General features: G+C 70.3%; 12 protein-coding genes and 1 pseudogene. 10 read left to right on the plus strand and 3 right to left on the minus strand.

Annotated elements, in window-relative coordinates; translation table 11 throughout:
- The first annotated feature begins 88 nt into the window (after positions 1-88).
- From fdh to WH07_RS21740, 4 genes are all read left to right on the plus strand, one after another.
- A complete protein-coding gene (gene fdh / locus WH07_RS21725) occupies positions 89-3,415 on the plus strand; it encodes a formate dehydrogenase (protein ID WP_046502584.1) in 3,327 nt (1,108 codons plus the stop codon).
- Positions 3,412-4,428: a 4Fe-4S dicluster domain-containing protein gene (locus WH07_RS21730; protein WP_046502587.1), complete on the plus strand. Its 1,017-nt coding sequence runs from the start codon at positions 3,412-3,414 to the stop codon at positions 4,426-4,428. Before fdh ends, WH07_RS21730 begins: the two co-directional genes overlap by 4 nt.
- A gap of 71 nt (positions 4,429-4,499) precedes the next feature.
- On the plus strand, positions 4,500-5,462 hold the full coding sequence (nrfD, locus tag WH07_RS21735) for an NrfD/PsrC family molybdoenzyme membrane anchor subunit (RefSeq protein ID WP_046502640.1): 963 nt from the start codon (positions 4,500-4,502) through the stop codon (positions 5,460-5,462).
- Between the two features lie 71 nt (positions 5,463-5,533).
- Positions 5,534-5,839: a hypothetical protein gene (locus tag WH07_RS21740; protein WP_046502590.1), complete on the plus strand. Its 306-nt coding sequence runs from the start codon at positions 5,534-5,536 to the stop codon at positions 5,837-5,839.
- A gap of 58 nt (positions 5,840-5,897) precedes the next feature.
- Here WH07_RS21740 and WH07_RS21745 read toward each other — a convergent pair whose 3' ends face one another.
- Positions 5,898-6,407, minus strand: coding sequence for a GNAT family N-acetyltransferase (locus tag WH07_RS21745; RefSeq protein WP_046502643.1), 510 nt, complete (start codon positions 6,405-6,407; stop codon positions 5,898-5,900).
- Positions 6,408-6,979: 572 nt separating this feature from the next.
- On the opposite strand from WH07_RS21745, the gene WH07_RS21750 reads away from it, so the two are divergent.
- The 3 genes from WH07_RS21750 (at position 6,980) to WH07_RS21760 (ending at position 18,403) form a co-directional block, all read left to right on the plus strand.
- Positions 6,980-11,266, plus strand: a complete 4,287-nt coding sequence (locus WH07_RS21750) for a LamG-like jellyroll fold domain-containing protein (protein WP_408645887.1) — start codon at positions 6,980-6,982, stop codon at positions 11,264-11,266.
- 206 nt (positions 11,267-11,472) lie between these two features.
- Positions 11,473-17,862 carry an RHS repeat-associated core domain-containing protein gene (locus tag WH07_RS21755; protein ID WP_079023434.1) on the plus strand — a complete coding sequence of 2,130 codons (6,390 nt, stop codon included), beginning with the start codon at positions 11,473-11,475 and terminating at the stop codon, positions 17,860-17,862.
- Between the two features lie 160 nt (positions 17,863-18,022).
- Positions 18,023-18,403 (plus strand): hypothetical protein, encoded by a 381-nt coding sequence (locus WH07_RS21760; protein ID WP_157877406.1) that lies wholly within the window; start codon positions 18,023-18,025, stop codon positions 18,401-18,403.
- Between the two features lie 59 nt (positions 18,404-18,462).
- On the opposite strand, the pseudogene WH07_RS21765 reads toward WH07_RS21760, so the two are convergent.
- Positions 18,463-18,672, minus strand: a pseudogene (locus WH07_RS21765) (DUF1348 family protein); the annotation flags it as partial.
- A gap of 164 nt (positions 18,673-18,836) precedes the next feature.
- Positions 18,837-20,195, minus strand: a complete 1,359-nt coding sequence (locus WH07_RS21770) for a DUF2252 domain-containing protein (protein ID WP_046502594.1) — start codon at positions 20,193-20,195, stop codon at positions 18,837-18,839.
- 380 nt (positions 20,196-20,575) lie between these two features.
- On the opposite strand from WH07_RS21770, the gene WH07_RS21775 reads away from it, so the two are divergent.
- From WH07_RS21775 to modA, 3 genes are all read left to right on the plus strand, one after another.
- Positions 20,576-21,820: a methyltransferase gene (locus tag WH07_RS21775; protein ID WP_046502597.1), complete on the plus strand. Its 1,245-nt coding sequence runs from the start codon at positions 20,576-20,578 to the stop codon at positions 21,818-21,820.
- A gap of 70 nt (positions 21,821-21,890) precedes the next feature.
- Positions 21,891-22,283, plus strand: a complete 393-nt coding sequence (locus tag WH07_RS21780) for a TOBE domain-containing protein (RefSeq protein WP_046502599.1) — start codon at positions 21,891-21,893, stop codon at positions 22,281-22,283.
- A gap of 202 nt (positions 22,284-22,485) precedes the next feature.
- Positions 22,486-23,298, plus strand: coding sequence for a molybdate ABC transporter substrate-binding protein (gene modA / locus WH07_RS21785; protein WP_046502601.1), 813 nt, complete (start codon positions 22,486-22,488; stop codon positions 23,296-23,298).
- Positions 23,299-23,375: the final 77 nt, after the last annotated feature.

A 23,375-nucleotide genomic window follows, 5' to 3' on the forward strand; every position in this document is an offset into this window, starting at 1 on the left:
CGGTCGCAGACCCGGGCTCGCCGGGTGAGTCTGGAGGAGCGCCTCCCCGGAAAGCCGGGGCCACGCTCCACAGACACGGGAGGAAGCGATGGGTGTCCGCAGACTGATCCACGACTGGCCCGTCCGCCGCCAGTTCACCGGCTCCGACCCGCTCGGCCGCGGCAGGGCCGCGATGTCCTCCCGTACGGAGCACCTCAGGCCCCGCACCGAGACCGCCGACCGGGTGGTCCAGTCCGTCTGCCCGTACTGCGCGGTCGGCTGCGGCCAGCAGGTGTACGTCAAGGACGACCGGGTCGTGCAGATCGAGGGGGACCCAGCCTCGCCGGTCAGCCGGGGCCGGCTCTGCCCCAAGGGCTCGGCGACGCTCCAGCTCACCACCGGACCGGCCCGTCGCCACCAGGTCCTGTACCGGCGCCCGTACGCCACCGAGTGGGAGCCGCTCGATCTGGACACGGCCATGGACATGGTCGCGGACCGGGTGGTCGAGACGCGCCGGCGTACCTGGGAGTGGGAGCGCGACGGGGTGCGCACCGCGCGCACGCTGGGCATCGCCAGCCTCGGCGGAGCCACCCTCGACAACGAGGAGAACTACCTCATCAAGAAGCTGTTCACCGGCCTCGGGGTGGTCCAGGTCGAGAACCAGGCCCGGGTCTGCCACAGCTCCACCGTCGCCGGTCTCGGTGCCTCGTTCGGACGCGGCGGCTCCACCACCTTCATGCAGGACCTCCAGCACGCGGACTGCATCGTCATCCAGGGCTCCAACTACGCCGAGGCGCACCCCGTCGGATTCCAGTGGGTCATGGAGGCCAAGGCACGCGGGGCCCGGATCATTCATGTGGACCCGCGGTTCACCCGTACGAGCGCGCTCGCCGATCAGTACGTACCGATCCGCGCGGGCAGCGACATCGCCTTCCTCGGCGGGATCATCAACCATGTGCTCACGGAGGAGAAGGACTTCCGGGAGTACGTGCTCGCCTACACCAACGCGGCCACGGTCATCAGCGAGGACTTCCGGGACACCGAGGATCTCGACGGGGTCTTCTCCGGGCTCGACGACGACCACCACCACTACGACCACACGAGCTGGCGATACGAAGAGACAGCAGCGACGGCAGGGACGGCCGGAGCGGCTCCCGGCGGCCGTCCGGACGGCCGGAGCGGGCGCCCGGACCGGCGCGGACAGAACGGACAGCCCGCGAGGGACGCGGCCGACCGGATCGCGCAGGCGCGCATCCACGAGGCGGGCGGCGCCGAGGCGTTCGGCTCCGGCGGCCCGCAGGCCACCTCGCGTCCGCTGCGCGACGAGACGCTCCGGCATCCGCGCTGCGTCTACCAGATCCTCAAGCGCCACTACGCCCGCTACACCCCCGAACTGGTCGAGCGGACCTGCGGAGTTCCGCGCGAGGCCTTCCGCCAGGTGTGCGACGCGCTGACCGCCAACTCGGGCCGGGAGCGCACCAGCGCCTTCGTCTACGCCGTCGGCTGGACCCAGCACTCCGTCGGCGCGCAGTACATCCGCGCGGCCAGTGTGCTCCAGCTTCTGCTCGGCAACATCGGGCGCACCGGTGGCGGTATCCAGGCGCTGCGCGGACACGCGTCCATCCAGGGCTCCAGCGACATCCCCACGCTGTTCAACCTGCTCCCCGGCTATCTGCCGATGCCCCACGCGCACGCCCACCCCGACCTGGAGGCGTACATCGGGGCCAGCCGTACGGAGAAGGGCTTCTGGGGCAACGCGCGGTCGTACTTCGTCAGCCTCCTCAAGGCGTACTACGGAGACGCCGCCACCGCCGCGAACGACTTCTGCTACGGCCATCTGCCCCGGCTGACCGGCTCGCACTCCACGTACGAGACGGTCGTGGCGCAGCTCGAAGGGGTCTGCAAGGGCTACTTCCTGATGGGCGAGAACCCGGCCGTCGGCTCCGCCAACACCCGCCTCCAGCGGCTCGGCATGGCCAAGCTGGAGTGGCTGGTCGTCCGGGACTTCTCACTCATCGAGTCCGCGACGTGGTGGCAGGACGGCCCGGAGATCGAGACGGGCGAGCTGCGCACCGGGTCCATCGGGACCGAGGTGTTCTTCTTCCCGGCCGCTGCCCACACCGAGAAGTCCGGCTCGTTCACCAACACCAACCGCTGGCTCCAGTGGCACCACGCGGCCGTCGAACCCGAGGGCGACGCGCGCAGCGATCTGTGGTTCATGTACCACCTCGGCCGCCGGATCAAGGCGAGACTGGCCGGTTCCACCGACCCGATGGACCGGCCCGTACAGGACCTGACCTGGGACTATCCGGTGGAGGGCCGCTTCGACGACCCGGTTGCGGAGGCCGTGCTCGCCGAGATCAACGGACGGGCCGCGGACGGCTCGCCGCTGAGCGCGTACACCGAGCTGAAGGACGACGGCTCGACCCGCTGCGGCTGCTGGATCTACTGCGGGGTGTACGCGGACGGCGTCAACCAGGCCGCCCGCCGCAAGCCCCACACCGAGCAGGACTGGGTGGCGGCCGAGTGGGCCTGGGCCTGGCCCGTCAACCGCCGCATCCTCTACAACCGGGCCTCAGCCGCCCCCGACGGCACCCCCTGGAGCGAGCGCAAGGCGTACGTCTGGTGGGACGCCGCGCGCGGCCGGTGGACCGGCCACGACGTCCCGGACTTCATCCCGGACCGCGCCCCCGGCTACGTGCCCCCGGACGGCGCGACGGGCCCCGACGCGCTGCGCGGTGACGACCCGTTCATCATGCAGGCTGACGGCAAGGGCTGGCTGTTCGCGCCCACCGGCCTGGAGGACGGCCCGATGCCGACCCACTACGAGCCGCAGGACTCGCCGTTCACCAACGCGCTGTACCCGATGGTGTCGCGCTCGCCCGTACGGCGGCTGATGGACCGCGAGGGCAACCGCTACCACCCCAGCGGCGACGAGCCGGGCTCCAGCGTCTACCCGTACGTCGTCACCACCCACCGGCTCACCGAGCACTTCACCGCGGGCGGGATGAGCCGCTGGTCGCCCTATCTCGCCGAACTCCAGCCGGAGTTCTTCTGCGAGATCTCCCCGGCGCTCGCCGCGGAGCGCGGGCTCCGGCACGGCGGCTGGGCCACCGTCATCACCGCGCGCAACGCCGTCGAGGCACGGGTGATGGTGACCGAGCGGATCAGACCACTGACGGTGCACGGCCGTACGGTCCACCAGATCGGGCTGCCGTTCCACTGGGGCCCCAACGGGATCTCCACCGGCGACGCCGCGAACGAGCTGGTGGCCATCGCGCTCGACCCCAACTCGCACATCCAGGAGGACAAGGCGCTGACCGCGGACATCATCGCCGGCCGCCGTCCCCGGGGCCCCGATCTGCTCCGGCTCGTGGCCGCGTACCGGCAGCGTGCCGGCATCACCGAGAAGACCGGAATGGAGGCCAGGACATGACGAGCCATCTGCTCAGCGGACCGGAGGCGGACCCCGCGCGCGACGCGGGCCACGAGGACGCGCCGCCGCGCGTCGGGTTCTTCACCGACACCTCGGTCTGTATCGGCTGCAAGGCCTGCGAGGTGGCGTGCAAGGAGTGGAACGCGATTCCCGAGGACGGGCTGTCGCTCACCGGGATGTCGTACGACAACACCCAGAGCCTCGGCGCCTCGACCTGGCGGCATGTGGCCTTCATCGAGCAGTCCGTGCCGGCCGGGCGGACGGCTCCGGCGCCAGGTCAGGACCTGCTGCCGGATTCGGTATCGGGTCCGGGATCGGCTTCCGTGCCTCCGTCGGTTCCGGACGGGCGTGTGCCGGCCCCTGACGGGCGTACGACACTGCCGCTCGCCTCCGGCGACGGCGAGGTGCGCTGGCTGATGTCGTCCGACGTCTGCAAGCACTGCACCCACGCCGCCTGCCTGGACGTCTGCCCGACCGGCTCCCTCTTCCGTACGGAGTTCGGCACGGTCGTCGTCCAGGACGACATCTGCAACGGCTGCGGCTACTGCGTGCCCGCCTGCCCCTACGGCGTCATCGAGCAACGGCCCTCGGACGGCCGGGCGTTCAAGTGCACGATGTGCTACGACCGGCTCGGCGCGGGCCAGGAACCCGCCTGCGCCAAGGCCTGCCCCACCGAGTCCATCCAGTTCGGTGTGCTCGACGAACTGCGCGAACGGGCCGCGCGGCGGGTCGGCCGGCTCCACGCTGCCGGTGTCACCGAGGCGCGGCTGTACGGGCACGAGCCGGACGACGGGGTCGGCGGCGACGGCGCGTTCTTCCTGCTCCTCGACCGGCCCGAGGTGTACGGCCTGCCGCCGGACCCCGTGGTCACCACCCGTGATCTGCCCGCGATGTGGAGGCACGCGGCCATGGCCGCGCTCTCCCTGGCGGGTGGCATCGCCCTGTCGTTCGCGGCCTCCACGCTCACCGAAGGGCTCACCGGAGCGCTCGCCGGAAGGAAGGAACTGCCGTGAGGGAAAGGGCAGATGTGACCGCGGACGGGACGCGGGGCACGCGCCGGCACAAGCGGAACGGCGAGGAACCGATGGTGCCCCGGGCCGACTTCGACTCGTACTACGGACGGCCCGTCATCAAGGCACCCGGCTGGTCGGCCCGTGACATCGCGGGATACTTCTTCCTCGGCGGACTCGCGGGCGCGGGCTCGGTCCTGGCCGCGGGCGCGCAGCTCACGCGGCGCCCGGCGACCGCGAAGGCGATGAAGATCTCCTCGCTCGCCGCGATCACGCTCTCCTACGCCGCGCTCGTCAACGACCTGGGGCGGCCCGGCCGGTTCGTCAACATGCTGCGGGTCTTCAAACCGACCTCGCCGATGAGCGTCGGCTCCTGGCTGCTCTCCGGGTACGGGCCCTGCGCGGGCGCCGCCGCGTTCTGCGCCGTCACCGGCCGGCTGCCCGGGGCCGGGGCCGCCGCCACCGCCGGGGCGGCCGTGACCGGGCCCGCGGTGGCCGCGTATACGGCGGTGCTCGCCGCGGACACCGCCGTACCCGCCTGGCACGGCGCCCACCGTGAACTCCCGTATGTCTTCGTCGCGTCGGCCGCCGCGGCGGCATCCGGGATGGCGCTGGTCCTCGCACCGGTCCGGGAGAACGGCCCCGCCCGGTGCGCGGCCGTACTGGCGGCGGCCGGGGAGATGTCGGCGATGTCGGCCGCCGAGCGCAGCCTGGGCATGGTCGCCGAGACCTACCGCGAGGGGCGTGCGGGCCGGCTTCTGCGCGCCGCCCGTGTGCTCACGACCGCCGGCGCGGCGGGAGCGGCCGTCTTCGGCCGGCAGAGCCGTACGGTGGCGGTCGGCAGCGGCGCCATGCTGCTCGCAGGGTCGGCCTGTACGCGGTTCGGCATCTTCGCGGCGGGGATCGCCTCCGCGGAGGACCCTGTGTACACGGTGCGGCCGCAGCGGATGGCGAAGGAGCGGACGGCGCAGGAGCGTGCGGCAGGGGAGCGGGAGGCGCGCAGGGGAGCGGCGGTTGTGCAGGACGGGGGCGGATGAGGTAAACACCTCTCCAGCGGGTCGATCGGCATTCGGGCCGCGCGGCCGCCCGACTCACCGAACGGTTGTGCATGCCTTCTTCACCGTCCCGCCGCGATCCGCTGCGGGAACCCTCCGCCGCGTCCGCGCAGTACGCGCGTCCGCAGCACCACGGCATCTTTCTGGAGCCGCGCTACACCGTCGAACTGCCCCCTCTGTACGACGGTGAGGGGGAGGACGAGGACGGCGCCGCGGACAGCGCCCCCGACCGGTCGCCCGCCACCTCCGACCGGTCGTCCTCCGGCTTCGGGCGGTCGTCCTCCGACCGCTCGCCGTCCGGCCGGTCGTCCGACAGGGGTTCCGTACGGCGCCGTACCTCCGCTCCGCGCCGAGGGTAGGGCGGGCGGCCACGGGCCGACGGCACGAGGGCGCGCGGGACGACCGACGGGCCGGGGATCACCCGGCCCGTCGGTCGTCGGCCCAGCTGATCCGGTAGTACTTCAGGTGCTCGTCCTCCCCGACCAGCCGCATGCCCGCCGCCGTCATGACACGCTGTGACGCGGTGTTGTCGTGGTCGGTGTCGCCCAGTACGGCGCTCACACCGCGGGCCCGCGCGAAGCGCAGCAGTTCGCGCAGCGCCTCGGAGGCATAGCCCTTGCCGTGCGCCGAGGGCACGAGTCCATAGCCGACCGTGACACGGAGATCGTCGTCCGGGGCGCCGTGGAATCCGAGCCCGCCGATGGCCCGGCCGTCCTCGCGCCGCCGGATCTCGTACGCGCCGAAGGGCCGGGGATCCCCAGTGATCGCACAGGTCGTCAGATAGCGCCTGGCGCCGACCATGTCGCCTTCGGCGGGGTATCCCGGGGCCCAGCGGTCCTCGGGGTCCGGCTCACCCGCCGCGACCCGCTCGGCCTCCAGAACGCTCAGCGGATGGAGCACCAGCCGCTCCGTCACAAGATCATCCATGACAGGGAGAGGTATCACGCGCCGGACCGCCGCCGCGGCGGGTTCACGGGACCGCGCGAAGCCGTCCGCCGGGCGGCCACCGCCACGTCGCCCGTACGTTGCCGCCGGAGCGGCGTCGAAGGGATGGGCCCCACCACGGCGGTCCCGGTATCCGTCCTGGTACGGAACCGGCGAGCCGGCACCATGGCCCATCCTCCGTACCCGCCATATCCGCCGCGCGACCGGATCGCCCTGGGCTCGGCACGGTCGTGTGAATCGGGCCCGTTTTCCTGCGACTTCACCCGCAGAAAACCGATCAGTGGCTTTGCGGAAGCCTTGTGGAAGTCTTAATGACTCTGGTTGTTCATCTGTGACATGAGTCACTGATCGGTTTTTGTGGTGATGTTGGTCGAAGCTCGCTGTTTGCCCAAAAAGATCTCCGTGGACGTTACTGTCGCCCGCTCTCTAGATTCCGTCCGTCCTGCGATGTGTGGGATATGTGAGGGCCAGGGGTGGGGAGCGCAATGGGTCGACGACGTCTGTGTCAAGGTCCGGCAGCGAGAGGTCTGGTGGGACTGCTCAGTGCGCTGTTGGTGTCAGGTTTGCTGAGTGCCGCCCCGGCGCTGGCCGTGGCGCCGGACAGCACACCGCGCCCGGCCTCCGATGCCGCCGCGGGCCCGGCCACCGCGTCCGGGCCCGGCGCGGGTACGGAGGAAGCGGCACTGGCCGAGGCCCGGCGTACGGGCAAGGATGTCGAGGTCACCGCGCTGCGCAGCGAGACCGGCGAGGTCTTCGCCAAGCCGAACGGCCGGATGGAAGCCGTCGAGCATCTGCGCCCCGTCCGGGCCCGCGTCGGGGGCGAGTGGCGGAATATCGACACCTCGCTGCGGAAGCGGCCCGATGGTTCCCTGGCTCCCGCCGTGGCCACGGTCGGTATCGCGTTCTCGGGCGGCGGCGCCACCGCACCGCTGATCGCGCTGGAGCGGGCCGGGCGCGAACTCTCCCTGTCCTGGCCGACCGCTCTGCCCGAGCCGGTGATCGACGGTTCCACGGCCACATATCCCTCGGTCCTGCCGGATGTGGACCTTCAGGTGCGGGCCGACACGGACGGCATCTCACAGATCCTGGTGGTCAAGTCGGCCGAGGCGGGGGCCGATCCGAGGCTCGCCTCGCTGCGTATGGCCGTGGACGCCGATGGCATGACCGTCAAGGAGACGCCCGACGGCGGGCTGGTCGCGACCGACCAGGGCTCCGGCGGACCGGTGTTCGAGGCGCAGCAGCCGCTGATGTGGGACTCCAGCATCGCTGCCGGTACGGAAACCGCCTCCGCGAAGACCGCACCGCTCACCCGGCGGATGAAGCAGGACACCGCCCGGTCGGCCGTACCGGCGGAGGACCAGGGCGCGCCCCTCGTCCCCGGCGAGTCGGCGAAAGTGGCCCCGATCGGTGTCGATGTCGCGGCCGGCGGTGACAGCCTCGTACTCACGCCGGACCGGGAACTGCTGAAGAACGCGACATACCCGGTCTATATCGACCCGCAGTGGTATTCGCCGAAGGCGTCGAACTGGACCATGGCGTCACGCTATTGGGCCTCGTCACCGCAGTGGCGCTTCAACGGCGACTCCGACGCGGGCATGGGGTACTGCGCGGGAGACGCCCGCTGTGCCCCCGAGGACGTCAAGCGTCTCTTCTACGCCATCCCCACGTCGCAGTTCGCCGGCAAGACGATCCTCTCCGCCGAGTTCGTGGTGCGCGAGACGCACTCCTACAGTTGCGACAAGACCGATGTGCAGCTCTGGCGCACCAAGGGCATCTCCAAGACCACGACCTGGAACTCCCAGCTCGCGGACGGCTTCTGGGTCGATCTCCTGCAGACCCGGTCCGAGGCCAAGGGCTACAGCGGCACCTGCCCCGGCGGTGACATCGAGTTCTGGGCGCTCCGCGCCGTACAGCAGGCCGCGGCCAACGGCTGGTCCACGACCACCTTCGGGCTGATGGCCAAGAGCGAGACCGACCGGTACTCGTGGAAGAGGTTCTCGGACGACGCCTATCTGCGTGTCCAGTACAACAAGCCGCCGGCCCAGATCAAGATGTCCCAGTTGACCCAGGACCCGGGCGGTTCCTGCTCGTCGACGGCCCGCAGGGTGCGGATTCTGCCGACGCTGCGCGCGAACGATGTCACCGACCCGGACGGCGACAGTGTGGCCGTACAGTTCCAGGGGACGTGGGACTCAGGTGACGGCAAGGGCCGGATCGTACGGTGGACCTCGGCGCGGTCCTCGTTCAAGAAGTCCGGCTCGGACTTCACGGTCCCGATGCCGTCCAGCATCACCAAGAACGTTGCCATCGGCTGGCACGCCCGCTCCTACGACGGCGCCCAGTGGTCCCCATGGTCGTACGCGGGTTCCGCGACGGACTGCGTCACGGTCTACGACACGAGTGTGCCCGCCGCGCCCCGGATCGCGTCGGGGGAGTATCCGCCCTCGGACGCCGAGAACCCCGATGATCCGTGGCACGACGGAGTGGGCCGGTACGGCACCTTCACCATCGACGCGACACAGACCGATGTGACGAAGTACTGGTTCGGTGTCAACGCCAATCCGACCAGCGCGCACACTCTGGCCACCTCGGGCGGCGTCGCGAAGACCACGACCTTCATGCCGACGAAGCCCGGGGTCAACTTCATCACCGCGCAGGCCTTCGACGCCGCGGGCAACGGCAGCAGCGTCGCGACCTACTACTTCCGGGTGCGCGCGGGACAGCCGGACCGGCTGACCATGGATCTGGACGAGCCGGCCGGCTCCACCGCGGTGAGCGGACAGGGAGGAGCCTGGCCCGCGGGCCTCTCCGGCGGAGCGAGCGCCGGAGGCGAAGGGGTCACCGGTGGCGCGCTGCATCTGAACGGCGTCGACGGAGAGGCCACCACGGTCTCCCCGGTCCTCAACACGTCGAAGAGCTTCTCCGTATCGCTGTGGGCGAAGCTGCCCGGTACCGACCAGGGACGGCCCATGACCGCCGTCGCCCAGGCCGGCAACAACACCCACGGTCTTGAGATCTACTACTCCTCGGCGCTGGGCGGCTGGTCCTTCCTGCGCCAGACCTCGGACGCGGCGTCCGGTGCGGGCGCGGTCCGGGCCACCCAGCCCGCGTGTCCCGCCGGGGACACGGCCTGTGCCCAGGCCCGGGTGAGCCGGTGGACCCATCTCGTGGGCGTGTACGACAAGGTCACCAACCAGTTGAGGCTGTACGTCGACGGCAAGCTCGTCGCCACCTCGCCCTACAGCGCCGCCGACGCGTGGGACGCCCGCAGGTCCCTGCACCTCGGCGCCAGCCATCTGCTCGGCAGAGCCGGCGGCTACTTCGCCGGTGACCTGGACGACGTACGGCTCTTCGACTACCCGCTCACGGACGCTCAGGTGACCACGGTGAACAGTGGAAACCCCGTCACCACGGGCCGCCCGGCCAAGGCGGTCTGGACGATGGACGAGGGCGCCACCGCCACCTCTGTCACCGGACGCGGGCAGCGGGTGACCGCGAACCTGCACGGCGGGACCGTTCTCGGCGGCGCGGGCGCCCAGGGCAGCGCCCTGGCCTTCAACGGCACCGACGCCTACGCCCAGACCGGGCAGTCGGTCCTCGACACGTACCAGAGCTTCTCCGTCTCCCTGTGGGCCCGGCTGCCCAAGGACAAGGCGGACAAGGCGATGACCATCGCCGCTCAGGGCGGCAAGGAACAGAGCGGCTTCGAGATCTACCACTCGTCGGCGTACGGCGGCTGGGTCTTCGTACGGGCGAACGAGGACACCGCGACCTCGGTCTACGCACGGGCCGTCTACGCGGCCTGCCCCGCGCACACCAACTGCGCGGCCGGCGGTCTCGGCGAGTGGTCGCACATCGTCGGTGTCCACGACATGGACGCGAACGAGATCCGGCTGTACGTCAACGGCGTCCTGCGGGCCACCACACCGTTCACGGGACGGTGGAACGCGACAGGCCCGCTCACCCTCGGCGCGGCCCCGTACCCCACCGGCGTCGGCGGGTTCTTCCAGGGAGACCTGGACGACACGCGGCTGTACGACCGGGTCATCTCCGATGCCGAGATCAAGGATCTCTTCGCCCAGCGCCCGGTGATCAAGGCACGCTGGAAGCTGGAGTCCGCGTCGGGCTCGCCCGCTGTGTCGCCCGACGCCTCGCCCGGCAACCGTCCGGTGACTCTCTACAACGGGGCCTCGACGGGTGGCGGTTGGGTCGACTCCGGCGCGCTCCAACTGGACGGCCAGGACGACTACGCGGCGACTGCCTCGGTACCGATCGACACCAGCCAGAGCTTCACGGTGACGGCATGGGCGCTGGCCCCGTCCGGACGGCCCGAGACGGCGGCGACCGTGCTCAGCCAGGAAGGCGCCGTCAACAGCGGGTTCATGGTGAAGTACGCGCCGGCGACGGCGACGGAACCCGCCGGGTGGCGGATCGAGATGCCGAAGGCGGACACGGCGGGCGCGGCGGTGTCGAGCGCTGCCAACGCGATGTTCGACGACTGGGGTGCCGGTGGCTGGAACCATCTCGCCCTGGTCCATGACGCCTTCGCCGACGAGATGCGGCTGTACGTCAACGGCCAGCTCGAGCAGACGGCGTGCGACGACGGAACGGTGGGCGAGGGCGAGTGCGCCGATGACGTGTCGTGGGCGTCCGATGTCACGGCGTTCAACGCCACCAAGTCCCTCCAGATCGGGCGCTCGAAGACGGCAGGCGTCTGGGGCGGCAACTGGTCCGGCTCCATCGACGACGTCTGGGCCTTCCAGGGGACGCTCAGTCAGGACCAGATCCAGCAGTTGGCGATGGGAGCGGCCGACCTGCCGACGAAGGTGCCGGGCGCATGAGCGGCGATGAGGCGCGAACAGGGGAGGGCCGTGGGGGCCACGGCGGTATTCGGCGGTACGACCAGGACCGGGCACACGGCGGATCAAGGGGTGGGACAGCGGTGAACGGGCAGCGGACGGACAGACAGCGGTGGAGACGCGTCCGGGGGCGCGTGGCGCTCGGACTGTCGGCGGTACTGGTCGCCACGGTGGTCCAGGGTGTGGGGATGGGGACCGCGGCAGCGGACCCGAGCGCGGGCCGTCCCCCGAGCGGACAGGCGGACAAACCGGTCTCCGGGCATGACGGTACGGTCGCCCCCCGCGTCCGTACCTCCACGCCTGTGACCCCCGAGGGGGACCCCAGGGCGGCCTGGCCCGCGCCGGGCACCGCGGCCGCCGCCGTGCCGACCACGCGTACGACGGCCGAGGGCAAGCCCGCTCGGGTGCGCGCGGGCACGCTGCCGATCTCACTGCGCGCGGCCCAGGGCCCGACAGCGGCATCGGCGCGGAAGAAGGCGGCGGACACCGACCGGGCGGCGCAGCCGCCGGCCGGGGCCAGGGTACGTGTGCTCGACCGCGCCGCGGCTGCCGCGGCCGGCATCGACGGCCTGCTGTTCACCGTCGAGCGGACCGACGCCGGCACGGCGGGTGATGTCGGGCTGGACGTCGACTACAGCCGCTTCGCGGAGGCGTACGGCGGTGGTTACGGTTCGCGGCTGCGGCTCGTGCGGCTGCCCGCCTGTGCCCTGACGACTCCCGGCATCGGCTCGTGCCGTGTCGCGGAACCGGTGGAGGGTGCGAACGACACCGACCGTCAGGTGCTGACCGCGGACGCCGTGCCTGTACAAGGCCGGCCGGACGGGGCCGCGCGGACGGCGGCCGCCCCGGCGACCGTGCTCGCGGTCACCGCCGAGGCGGAGAGCCCGAAGGGCGACTACAAGGCGACCACTCTGGCCCCGTCCGCCACCTGGGACACCAGCCTGAACACCGGTGACTTCACGTGGTCGTACGGAATGGCGGTACCGGACGTGCCCGGCAGTCTGGCGCCCGAGGTGGGGATCTCCTATTCGTCGGGTGCCATCGACGGGCGTACGACGACGACCAACAACCAGTCGTCGTGGGTCGGCGACGGTTTCGATCTGTGGCCCGGCTACATCGAGCGTTCGTACAAGGCGTGTTCGGACGACGGGATCACCACGGACGGGAACAAGCCGGGTGACCAGTGCTGGGGTTATGACAACGCGACGCTGTTGTTCAACGGGAAGGGCGGCGAGCTGATCCCGGCCGGTGGGAATACCTGGCGGCTGAAGAACGACGACGGTACGCGGGTGGAGAAGCTGAAGGGCTCCTCGACCGATGTGAGGGACAACGGCGACAACGACCAGGAGTACTGGAAGGTCACCACGACCGACGGTACACAGTATTTCTTCGGCTACCACAAGTTGCCGGGCTGGGTATCGGGCAAGGAGACCACGGACTCGACGTGGACCGTCCCGGTGTACGGGGACGACGACAACGAGCCCTGCCACGCGAGTACGTTCGCGGGTTCGTGGTGTCAGCAGGCGTGGCGATGGAATCTCGATTATGTCGTGGATGTCGACGGCAACGCGATCGCGTATTACTACGACGCGGAGACGAACAGTTATGGCCGTAATCTGAAGGCGGCCGATGACACTCCGTACACGCGTGGCGGGACTCTGGACCGTATCGAATACGGGCTGCGTTCTACCGCCGTCTATTCGGCGAAGCCTCTGGCCAGGGTGAACTTCACGTCGGCCGAGCGGTGTCTGCCGGAGACGGGGGTGACCTGCGCGGCGGACACGATCGACGACAAGGCGTTCTACTGGTACGACACGCCGTGGGACCAGAACTGCAAGGCGGGGACGGACTGTACGGGTTCGTACGCGCCGACGTTCTGGACCCGCAAGCGCCTGACCGGGGTCGTGACCCAGACGCTGAAGTCCGACGGTACGTATACGGATGTGGATGCGTGGAGTCTGGGGCAGCGATGGGGGATGGCGGACATCGACTACGCCCTGCTGCTCGATTCGGTGCAGCACACCGGCAGGTCCGCGACTCCGAACATCACGCTGCCGAAGGTCACATTCGCTTATCACCAGGATGCGAACCGGCTTGACCGGCAGGGTGACGGGACTGCGCCGTTCATCAAGGCGCGGCTGTCGACGGTGTCGGACGAGTCGGGCGGCCAGACCGATGTCAACTACTCGGCCGCGCCGTGTTCGTGGGAGGCGCTGCCGGTTCCGGAGTCGAATACGACACGGTGTTATCCGCAGTATTACACGGCGTCGGGTGACGCTGATCCGACCCTGCAGTGGTTCAACAAGTATGTGGTGACGTCGGTGACGCAGACGGACCGGACCGGTCAGTCGCCGGACATGGTCACGCAGTACTCCTACCTGGACGGTGCGGCGTGGCATTACGACGATGACGACGGGCTGACGAAGGAGAAGTACAAGACCTGGTCGCAGTGGCGGGGCTATCGGCATGTGCGGGTGCAGACCGGTGGAATGTCCGGTATGAAGTCGCAGACGGACCACTACTACCTGCGTGGTATGCACGGGGACCGTCAGAACAAGGCCGGTGGTACGAAGACCGTCACCCTGGACGACGGGGAGGGCGGCACACTCTCCGACTGGGAGGCCCTTCAGGGTTTCGAATACCGGACGGAGAAGTATTCGGGTCCTGGTGGCAGGGTTCTGGAGAAGACGGTCAATCACGGCTGGTTCCACGAGACGGCGAGCCGTGTCCGTGACTGGGGTACCACGACCGCCGATCACATGGGTACGGCGTCGACTGTCACATATGTCTCGCTCGATGAGGGTGCGGGGGCCAGGTGGCGGCGCACGTCGACGTACAACACGTTCGACGACGCGACCGGGCGTATCACCCGGACCAATGACCTGGGCGACTCCGCCGTCGCCGACGACGACCGCTGCACGCGTACCGAGTACGTGGACAACACCGCGGCGAACCTGCTGTCGCTGCCGTCCCGGGTCGAGACCGTCGCGGTGAACTGCGACACCACCCCCAACCGCGCCAAGCAGGTCATCTCCGACACACGCACGGCCTACGACGGACCGGTTTACGGTACGGCGCCCACCAAGGGCGCGGCCCGTTTCGTGTCCACACTGAAGAACCATGACGGCACCACGGCCACCTATCTGGAGACCGGGACCGAGTACGACACCTACGGCCGGGTGGTTGCGACCACCGACCTGACCGCGAATGTCACCGTCAACGGATCCGGCACGCTCACGCGTACCCCGCGCACGGACGGCCGTACCACGACGACCGACCGTGTGCCGGCCACCGGCACGCCGACGACGGTGAAGGTCACCGGACCACCCGCCAAGACCGGCGACATGTCCACCGCCCAGACCGTCACCACCACACTGGACCCGGTGCGCGGCCAGCCGCTGTCGGTCGTGGACACGACCGGCCGGCGCACCGACACCACGTATGACGCGCTCGGCCGCTCGCTGAAGGTCTGGCTGGCGGACCGTTCCCAGGCGAACCGTGAGACCCCGAACTACGAGTACACCTATCTCATCAAGGAGAACGAGGCCCCGGCGGTCGTCACCAAGACCCTCAGGAACGACAGCAGCCAGGAGAGCACATACTCCATCTACGACGGCTTCCTGCGACCCCGCCAGACACAGTCGCCGGGCCCGGAGGGCGGGCGCCTGCTGACGGACACGTTCTACGACGAGCGCGGTCTGACGGCCAAGACCTTCGCCGCGTACTACAACACCTCACCTCCTTCGGCGACTCCGCTGAAGCTGGACGACGCGCTGAGTGTGGAGAGCCAGACCTGGTTCAGCTTCGACGGTCTGGGGCGTGAGACGGAGAAGAAGGAGGTGGCGGGCAACGGCGACGGCGGTCCCGAGCAGGTGCTGTCCACCACGAAGACGGTGTACGGCGGCGACCGCACCACGGTCACCCCGCCCAAGGGCGCCGTCCCCACCACCACGGTCACCGACGCGCGCGGCAACAATCGCGAGCTGTGGCAGTACCGCGGCGCGGCGGCGACCGGCGCCCATGACACGACCAGCTACACCTACACCCCGGCCGGCAAGCTCTCCCAGGTCACGGACCCGGTCGGCAACACCTGGACGTACGAGTACGACCAGCTCGGCCGTACGGTGACGACGCGCGACCCGGACAAGGGCGAAGCCACCTCCGTCTTCGACGACCGCGGGCTGCTCACCTCGATGACCGACGCCCGCAACACGCTGGCGTACCTCTACGACGGCATCGGCCGCAAGACGGAGCTGCGTTCCGGCAGCGCCACCGGCACCTTGCGGGCGAAGTGGACCTACGACACGGTCCCGGGGGCCAAGGGCCAGCTCGCCACCACCACGCGCTACGACAACGGCAACGAATACACCACCACCGTCAACGCCTACGACGCCCTCTACCGGCCGACCCGCAGTACCGTCACCATCCCGGCGTCGGAGGGCGCGCTCGGCGGCTCGTACCAGTACAACAACCGCTACAACCCGGACGGCACCCCGACCGGGACCTCTTACCCGGCCGCGGGATCGCTGCCCGCGGAGGCGGTCGTCTACGGCTATGACGCGGGCCACCGGCGGGTCCGGGTCACCGGGACCTCCGCCTACCTCACCGACACGGAATACAGCCACACGGGCAAACCCCAGCAGCTCGAACTCGCCGTCACCGGCGGCAAGCACACCTGGGTCAGCAGCACCTACGAGTGGGGCACCCAGCGTCTGGCCACCTCCAGGGTCGACCGCGAGGACGTCGCCGGGGTGGACCGTTCCACGGCCTACAAGTACGACGAGGCCGGCAACATCCTCTCCATCGCGGACACGTCACGCGACGGTACGGACGGTCAGTGCTTCCAGTACGACTACCTCCAGCGCACCACCGAGACCTGGGCACAGGGCACCGCCTCCTGTGCCGCGGCCCCCTCGGTGCCGGTCCTGGGCGGTCCCGCTCCGTACTGGCACTCCTACACCTATGACGTCGGATCGAACGGCGCCTCGATCGGCAACCGCGCCAGTCAGACGGTCCACGACACCACGGGTGACACGGCCAAGGACGTGACGTACACCTACAACTATCCGGGGGCGGGCCAGAAGCGGCCGCACACACTCGGGTCGGTGGACACGGCCGGTCCCGGCGGCAGCACCGCCCGGGACGACTACACGTACGACGCGACCGGGAACACCGAGACCCGCACGGTCCGCGGCAGCAAGCAGACACTGGTGTGGGACGCCGAGGGCCATCTGGAGAAGGTCACCGAGCCGGACGGCAAGGGCGGCACCAGGACCACGTCGTACGTGTACGACGTGGACGGCAACCGGCTCCTCCAGCGGACGGACGCCGAGACCACGCTCTATCTCGGTGCCAGCGAGATCGTCCTCACCAAGGGTGCGACCAAGGCCAAGGCCACCCGCTACTACGACCTCGGCGGCGCCCAGGCGATCCGTACCGACGACAACAAGGTGTCCTTCATCCTGCCCGACCACCTGGGCACCGGCCAACTCGCGGTCGACGCCTCGACGCTGGGACTCCAGCAGCGGCGCACCACCCCGTTCGGCGCGGCACGCGGGGTCGCGCAGCCGTCCGCCTGGCCGGGGTCGAAGGGCTTCGTCGGGGGCACGGTGGACAGGTCCACGGGGCTGACGCACCTCGGCGCCCGTGAGTACGACCCGTCCACCGGCCGGTTCATCAGCGCTGACCCGGTCATGGACCTGGCCGACCCCCAGCAGATCAACGGCTACGCGTACGCCGACAACAACCCGACGACCTACAGCGACCCCACGGGCCTGGCCATCCCGGAATGCATGACGGGCGAGATCAAGTGCCAGGGCGGCAAGCCGGTCTTCGACAAGCCCTCCAAGGGCAAGGGAGGCGGAAAGAAGTCGTCTCCGCCGCCCGCCACATCGGGCCACTACCGGACGGGCGCGCCCGCCGAGCCGTATGTGCACTACGACGACAGCTTCCCCTACGACCCGAAGGCGAAGGCCACCTTCGGTGACCACCTGTCATGGGCGAAGTGGGGCAGCAAAATGGCCGGCGGCGGACTCTTCGCCTCCCTCGGCTTCTACGGGAACGGCGCGCTGGACGACGCGATCGGTACGTACTGGCATTACCGCGAAGGCAACGGCGACGACTACGAAGTCAATTACGACGAGGCGTACTTCGAGGACGACGCCATTCGCGGTGCCGTCGACGCCGAGATCACCGAGGCGCAGAAGGCCGCGGAAATCCTCGGGAAGAACAAGCGCAAGTTCAGCATGACGGGAAGCGCGGTGAAGGTGGGCAAGTATCCGGTCACCGAGAACTGGCAGAAGGCACTGGGCGGGCACCGGATATGGGGGAGCGCCGACGTCAAGGTCAAGGGGGACAAGATCTCCATGAGGGTGACCGTCCATGCCAAGGACCGATACGATTTCAACAAGGGCATGGCCGACATCGCGTCGGGCGCGTCCGACGACGAGAACGGCAGATTCGCGACCCTTGGCTGGGCCAAGCCCTTCATGGTCAGCGGTTCCCTGACACGCGTCGTCACCTGGACACGCGGTGACATCCAGCAGAGCACAGAGGTGACGCATGTCAGCACTCGGTAACGGACGGGCAGTCGGGCGGAGCCGGCGGGGGGTGCTTCTCGGGTGGGTGACGGGGGCCGTCCTGGCCGCCGTCATGGCGGGAGGCTGTGCCGCCCCGGCGGACACCGCGGCAAACGCCTCCCGGGGACGGGAGCAGGCGAGCGAGACCGCGCCGAGCGCCGTGCGGCACGAAGAGAAGCCCATCCGGGAGCGTTTTCCCCAGTTCGGCGAGATCAGCGGCACCTCCTGGGTGTCCGATGTTCTCAATGACGGCGGTTCCGGAGTGCCGGCGCCCTCGGACGTCAGGCTCACGGGAGTGGCGTCTCTGTCCGCCGCAGCGCTCGCCGAGTTGTCCGACGCGTATGCGTGGAAGAAAGCGCAACCGGCTTTCTCCGTACCCAAGAACCTCTCGCCCGAGGTGCCGAAGGACGCCGGCTGGCTCAGCAGCGCCGAATTCGACGCCGCTGTGACGGGGGGCGAATACACCGGCACGTTCTATCTGAGTACCGACCGGGGCATCGTCCTGTTCGACGCGGTGAATCCGGTGCGCCGCACGCCCTGAGCCGCCCGGAGATTCACCCGCCGCAGGTTGCTGTTTCCGCTTCGCGAGTCCTGACGGACTCAGTGGAGCGGGAACGGCACCCCGTGGTTCGCCGGGAGTCGGGGGCCGAAGACGCGGCGGTCCGACTCGCTGATGCGTACGTCGTTGATGCTGGCCTCGCGGCGGGACATCAGACCGTCCTCCGTGAACTCCCACAGCTCATTGCCGTACGAGCGCCACCACTGGCCGTCCCGGTCGTGGCTCTCGTACTGGAAGCGCACCGCGATGCGGTATCTGGCCGGGCTGGTGGCCGACGCCGGGCTTCCGGCGGGCCTCGCCGACCAGTTGCAGCTGCTCGCCGAGGGCGCCATGGTGACGTCGGCGGTCTTCGGCACCGCCGAACCTGCGTTCCAGGCGCGGGAGGCGGCGGCTGTACTGCTCGCACCGCACCGTGTCACAGCCGCCACGCCGGGGCCGGGTGCGGGGCCGGGATCCGGCCCGCCGTGACCGCCGTCGCGAGTGCCGCGTGGTCGGCCGCGTTGCGGTCCGCGTAGCGCAGGGAGAAATCGGCCATGGCCCGGTCGAAGACGTCCGAGGTGCCGAGATAGTGGGCGATGGCGATCCGGTCGCCCGAGCGGGCATGCGCGCGGGCCAGCGCCTTGCCGCACAGCCACGCGTGGTCGAGCAGCAGCGAGGGGGACATGCCCTCGACCGCCGTGGAGCCCTTGGTGTCGCGGAGCTGGCGCCAGTAGAAGTGGCGGCCCTCCGGCCCGGTGACCCAGCCGAGCAGAAGATCGCTGCCCGCCTGGAGCAGCCGCTGTCCCGCCACCACCCGGTGGCCCTGATGGGCATAGGTGCTCGGCCGCAGATGGGGTTCGAGCACCGGCCGCTCCGCCTCCTTGATCTGGAGGAGGAGCGGATCGTCGGTGTCCCGCCCGGCCAGCAGGACGATGTGACAGCGCAGTCCGACACCCGCGACCCCCACCACCTTGCTGGCCGCGTCGACGAAGCGGAACCGGTCGAGCAGGGTCCGCCGCTCCTCCGGGAGCGTGGACCGGTAGCCGATGAAGATGCGCCGGAGCACGGCCGTGTCGAGCCGTCCCACCGGTTGCAGCAGGGGAGGGTCCGGGGTGATCCTGCGCAGCCCGTCCGGTGTGTCGGTCAGCTCCTCCAGCGCCCGCAGCGTGGTGCGCGGCCGGGTCTGCGAGGGGGCCCGGTTTTCGTCATGCTGCTGCCGCCGGCTCGACCGTACGAGGGTGAGGATGTCGGCGGGGTCGATGTGGTCGTACCAGACGTCGAGTTCGCCGAGATCGGCCAGCCGGTGCATCGACGTGCGGTACGCCTCGGCCGCGGCGCGTACTGCCTGCCGGGTCTCGTCCACGGACTGGCCGTTGTCGCGGGCGGCGACCGCGATGCTCGCCGAGAGCCGCTTCAGATCCCATTCGAACGGGCCCGGATGGGTCTCGTCGAAGTCGTCGAGATCGAAGTGCAGGGCACGCTCGGCCGAGGCGAAGGCGCGGAAGTTCAGCAACTGGGCGTCCCCGCAGAGCTGCACGGTCAGGCCCGAGCGCGGCTGCGTGGCCAGATCGGCGGCCATCACGGCGGCGGCGCCGCGCAGGAAGGCGTACGGGGAGGCGGCCATCCGCTCGTAACGCAGCGGCAGCAGTTCGGGCACCCGGGTGGCGGTCTGCCGGGCCAGGACGGTGAGCGGGTCGAGCCGGTCGGCCGCCGGTATCCACAGCCCGTGCGAGGAGCGCGACGCCTCCTTCCGAGCGGCTCTGCCCTGTGCCGCCCGGTCGGCGGGGGTGGTCATCTACGGCCCCTCTCGCTCCGGTGTCGGATGGCCGCGGCACGGCCGCCGGGCCCGGTCGCCGACCGGACAGGACCAGAACGCGGCGAGCGCGAGTGGCCGCCGCGTGGCGGGCGGCGGTTCGACGACGGGACGTGGTACGAGCATTCCGCCCCGGCGGCGGGGCGGCCCGGCGAGGCGGGCATTCGGGTGGCTCCGGGGCAGGGAGGCGGTGGCTTCTGCGGGCCGTGCCCGGCGGTTTGCTGACGCATCGTCACCTCGGTGGCGGCTCGGCGGAGGAAAGGGAAGACTCGGCGGAAGCCCCGCGGAGGTACGTTTCCGCAGGCACCCGCATGATCCTCGTGGCGTACGGTCCCCCGCAGGGCGGTTAGCCTGAAGGCACGATGAACCGTTTGACGACACCCTGGGGCGAGTTCGGCCTCACGCGTTTCCCCGAGCAGCCACGTGACCCCCTCCGCGCCTGGGACACCGCAGACGAATATCTGCTGCGGCATCTCGCGGGAACCGGCACCGGGCCGGCGGCGGGAGCGCGTCCGGCGCCCGGGGCGGAGGACGCGACGGAGCGGGGTCCGGCCGGCCGGCCGGTCGACCTCTCGGGCACCGTGGTCGTCCTCGGGGACCGGTGGGGCGCCCTGACCACCGCCCTCGCCGCCCACCGGCTCGACCAGTACAGCGCGGACCCGCTCGTCCAGATCACCGACTCGTATCTCACCCAGCGGGCGACCCGCGCCAATCTGCGGCGCGGCGGCGCGGACCCGGGCGCGGTACGGCTCAGGTCCGTCAGGGACACCCCGCCGGAACGGATCGACGTCCTGCTGGTCCGGGTCCCCAAGAGCCTCGCGCTGCTGGAGGACCAGCTCCACCGGCTGGCCCCGGCGGTGCACCCGGGCACCGTGGTCATCGGTACGGGACGGGTCACCGAGATCCACACCTCCACCCTGAAACTGTTCGAGCGCCTGCTCGGTCCCACCAGGACCTCGCTCGCCGAACGGAAGGCGCGGCTGATCTTCTGCGAGCCCGCGCCGGACCGGGCGCCGACGCCCAGCCCATGGCCGCACAGTTACGCGCTGCCCGAGGGACTCGGCGCCGTGTCGGGCCGTACCGTCGTCAATCACGCGGGGATCTTCTGCGCGGAACGGCTCGACATCGGTACGCGCTTCCTGCTGCGCAATCTCCCGCACCGGAACGGCCCGGAACATGTGGTCGACCTCGGCTGCGGGAACGGTGTGATCGGTACGGCGGCGGCGCTGGACAACCCGGCGGCCCGGCTGACCTTCATCGACGAGTCGTTCTCCGCGCTCGCCTCGGCCGAGGCGACCTTCCGCAAGAACGTCGACGCCGCCGCCCCGGCGGAGTTCCTGCTCGGCGACGGACTCGCGGAGACACCGCCGGGGACCGTCGACCTGGTGCTGAACAATCCGCCGTTCCACTCCCACCAGGCGACGACCGACGCGACGGCCTGGCGCATGTTCACCGGGTCACGCGCGGCGCTGCGGCCGGGGGGCGAGCTGTGGGTCGTGGCGAACCGGCATCTCGGCTACCACATCAAGCTGCGGCGGCTCTTCGGCAACTGCGAGACGGTCACGAGTGATCCGAAGTTCGTCATCCTGCGGGCCGTCAAACGCTGAGCCGCAGAAGCGGCTGCCAGGGCAGCTCCGACATTGTAAATGCGAGCTGATCACGCATATCTTGTCGCACATGCAGTCCTACACAATCGGTCAGGCGGCCCGTCTGCTCGGGGTGAGCCCCGACACCGTCCGCCGCTGGGCCGACGGCGGCCGGGTCGCGACCCACCGCGACGAAGGCGGGCGTCGTCTCATCGAAGGCCGCGCGCTCGCCGCGTTCTCGGTCGAGGCCGCTCAGAGCGGCGGCGAGGACGACATCCCGTACACCTCCGCCCGCAACGCGTTCCCGGGCATCGTCACCGCCGTGAAGCTCGGGGATGTCGCTGCGCAGGTGGAGATCCAGGCGGGGCCGCACCGGCTGGTCTCGCTGCTCACCCGCGAGGCCGTCGAGGAACTGGGGCTGGAGGTCGGTATGCAGGCCACGGCCCGTGTGAAGGCCACCAGCGTGCACATCGACCGCACCTGACCCCGACCGCACCACCGCACCTGAATCGGACCGCACCTGAATTCGGGCCGACCGCCGCGGGCCCCGCGCCGACGGTCCGCCCGCTCTCCGGCTGTTCGTTCTCCCGGCACCACCCGGCACCACCGGCGTCGTCCGTCCCCGGCGCTCCTGTCACCGTCCGCTCACGGGCCTGTCCCGGTCCGTAACGCCAAGGAGTCCACCCATGTCCTTCGCCCTCACCCGTCGCCGCGCCGCCGCTCTCACCGCCGCAGCCCTGCTCGCACCGCTGCTGGCCGCGTGCGGCAGCGACGACAGCACGGCCGACTCCAAGAAGGAGTCCACGGCGTCCGCCTCGGCGAGCGGGGTCCCCGAAGCGGACCTCACCGTGCTCGCCGCCGCCTCGCTGACCGATGTCTTCAAGACCGCGGGCGCCGCGTACGAGAAGGCGCACCCCGGTACGAAGGTGACCTTCTCCTTCGCCGGCTCGCAGGAACTGGCCGCCCAGGTCGAGCAGGGCGCCCCGGCCGACGCGCTCGTCACCGCCGACACCAAGACCATGGACGGACTGAAGGCCGACACCGGCACCCCGACGGTCATCGCGAAGAACCGGCTGGTCATCGCCACCGCCGACGGCAACCCGGAGGGGATCGCGAACCTCAAGGACCTCGCCGACCCCAAGCTGAAGGTCGTTCTGGCCGCGCCCGACGTGCCGGTGGGCCGCTACAGCAGGCAGGTGCTCGACGCGCAGAGCATCACGGTGAAGCCGGTCTCCGAGGAGCCGAACGTCCGCGCCGTACTGAGCAAGGTCGAGCTGGGCGAGGCCGACGCGGGCATCGTCTACAAGACCGATGCCGGGACCGCGCCCGACAAGGTCGACGCGGTGGAGATCCCCGACGCTCAGAACGCCGTCGCGGAGTACCCGGCCGCCACACTCAAGACCTCGGAGCACAGTGAGGCGGCCGCGGCGTTCGTGAGCTGGCTCAGCGGTCCTGAGGCGCAGAAGATCCTCCAGGACGCGGGATTCCAGCAGCCGTAACCGCGGCGCACGGTACGAAAACCGCTGCCCCCGCGGTACGAGCGGCCATCGCGCGGGCGCCGGCCGCGGGAGCGCGT

This window comes from Streptomyces odonnellii (assembly GCF_000981895.1).
Lineage (GTDB): Bacteria > Actinomycetota > Actinomycetes > Streptomycetales > Streptomycetaceae > Streptomyces > Streptomyces odonnellii.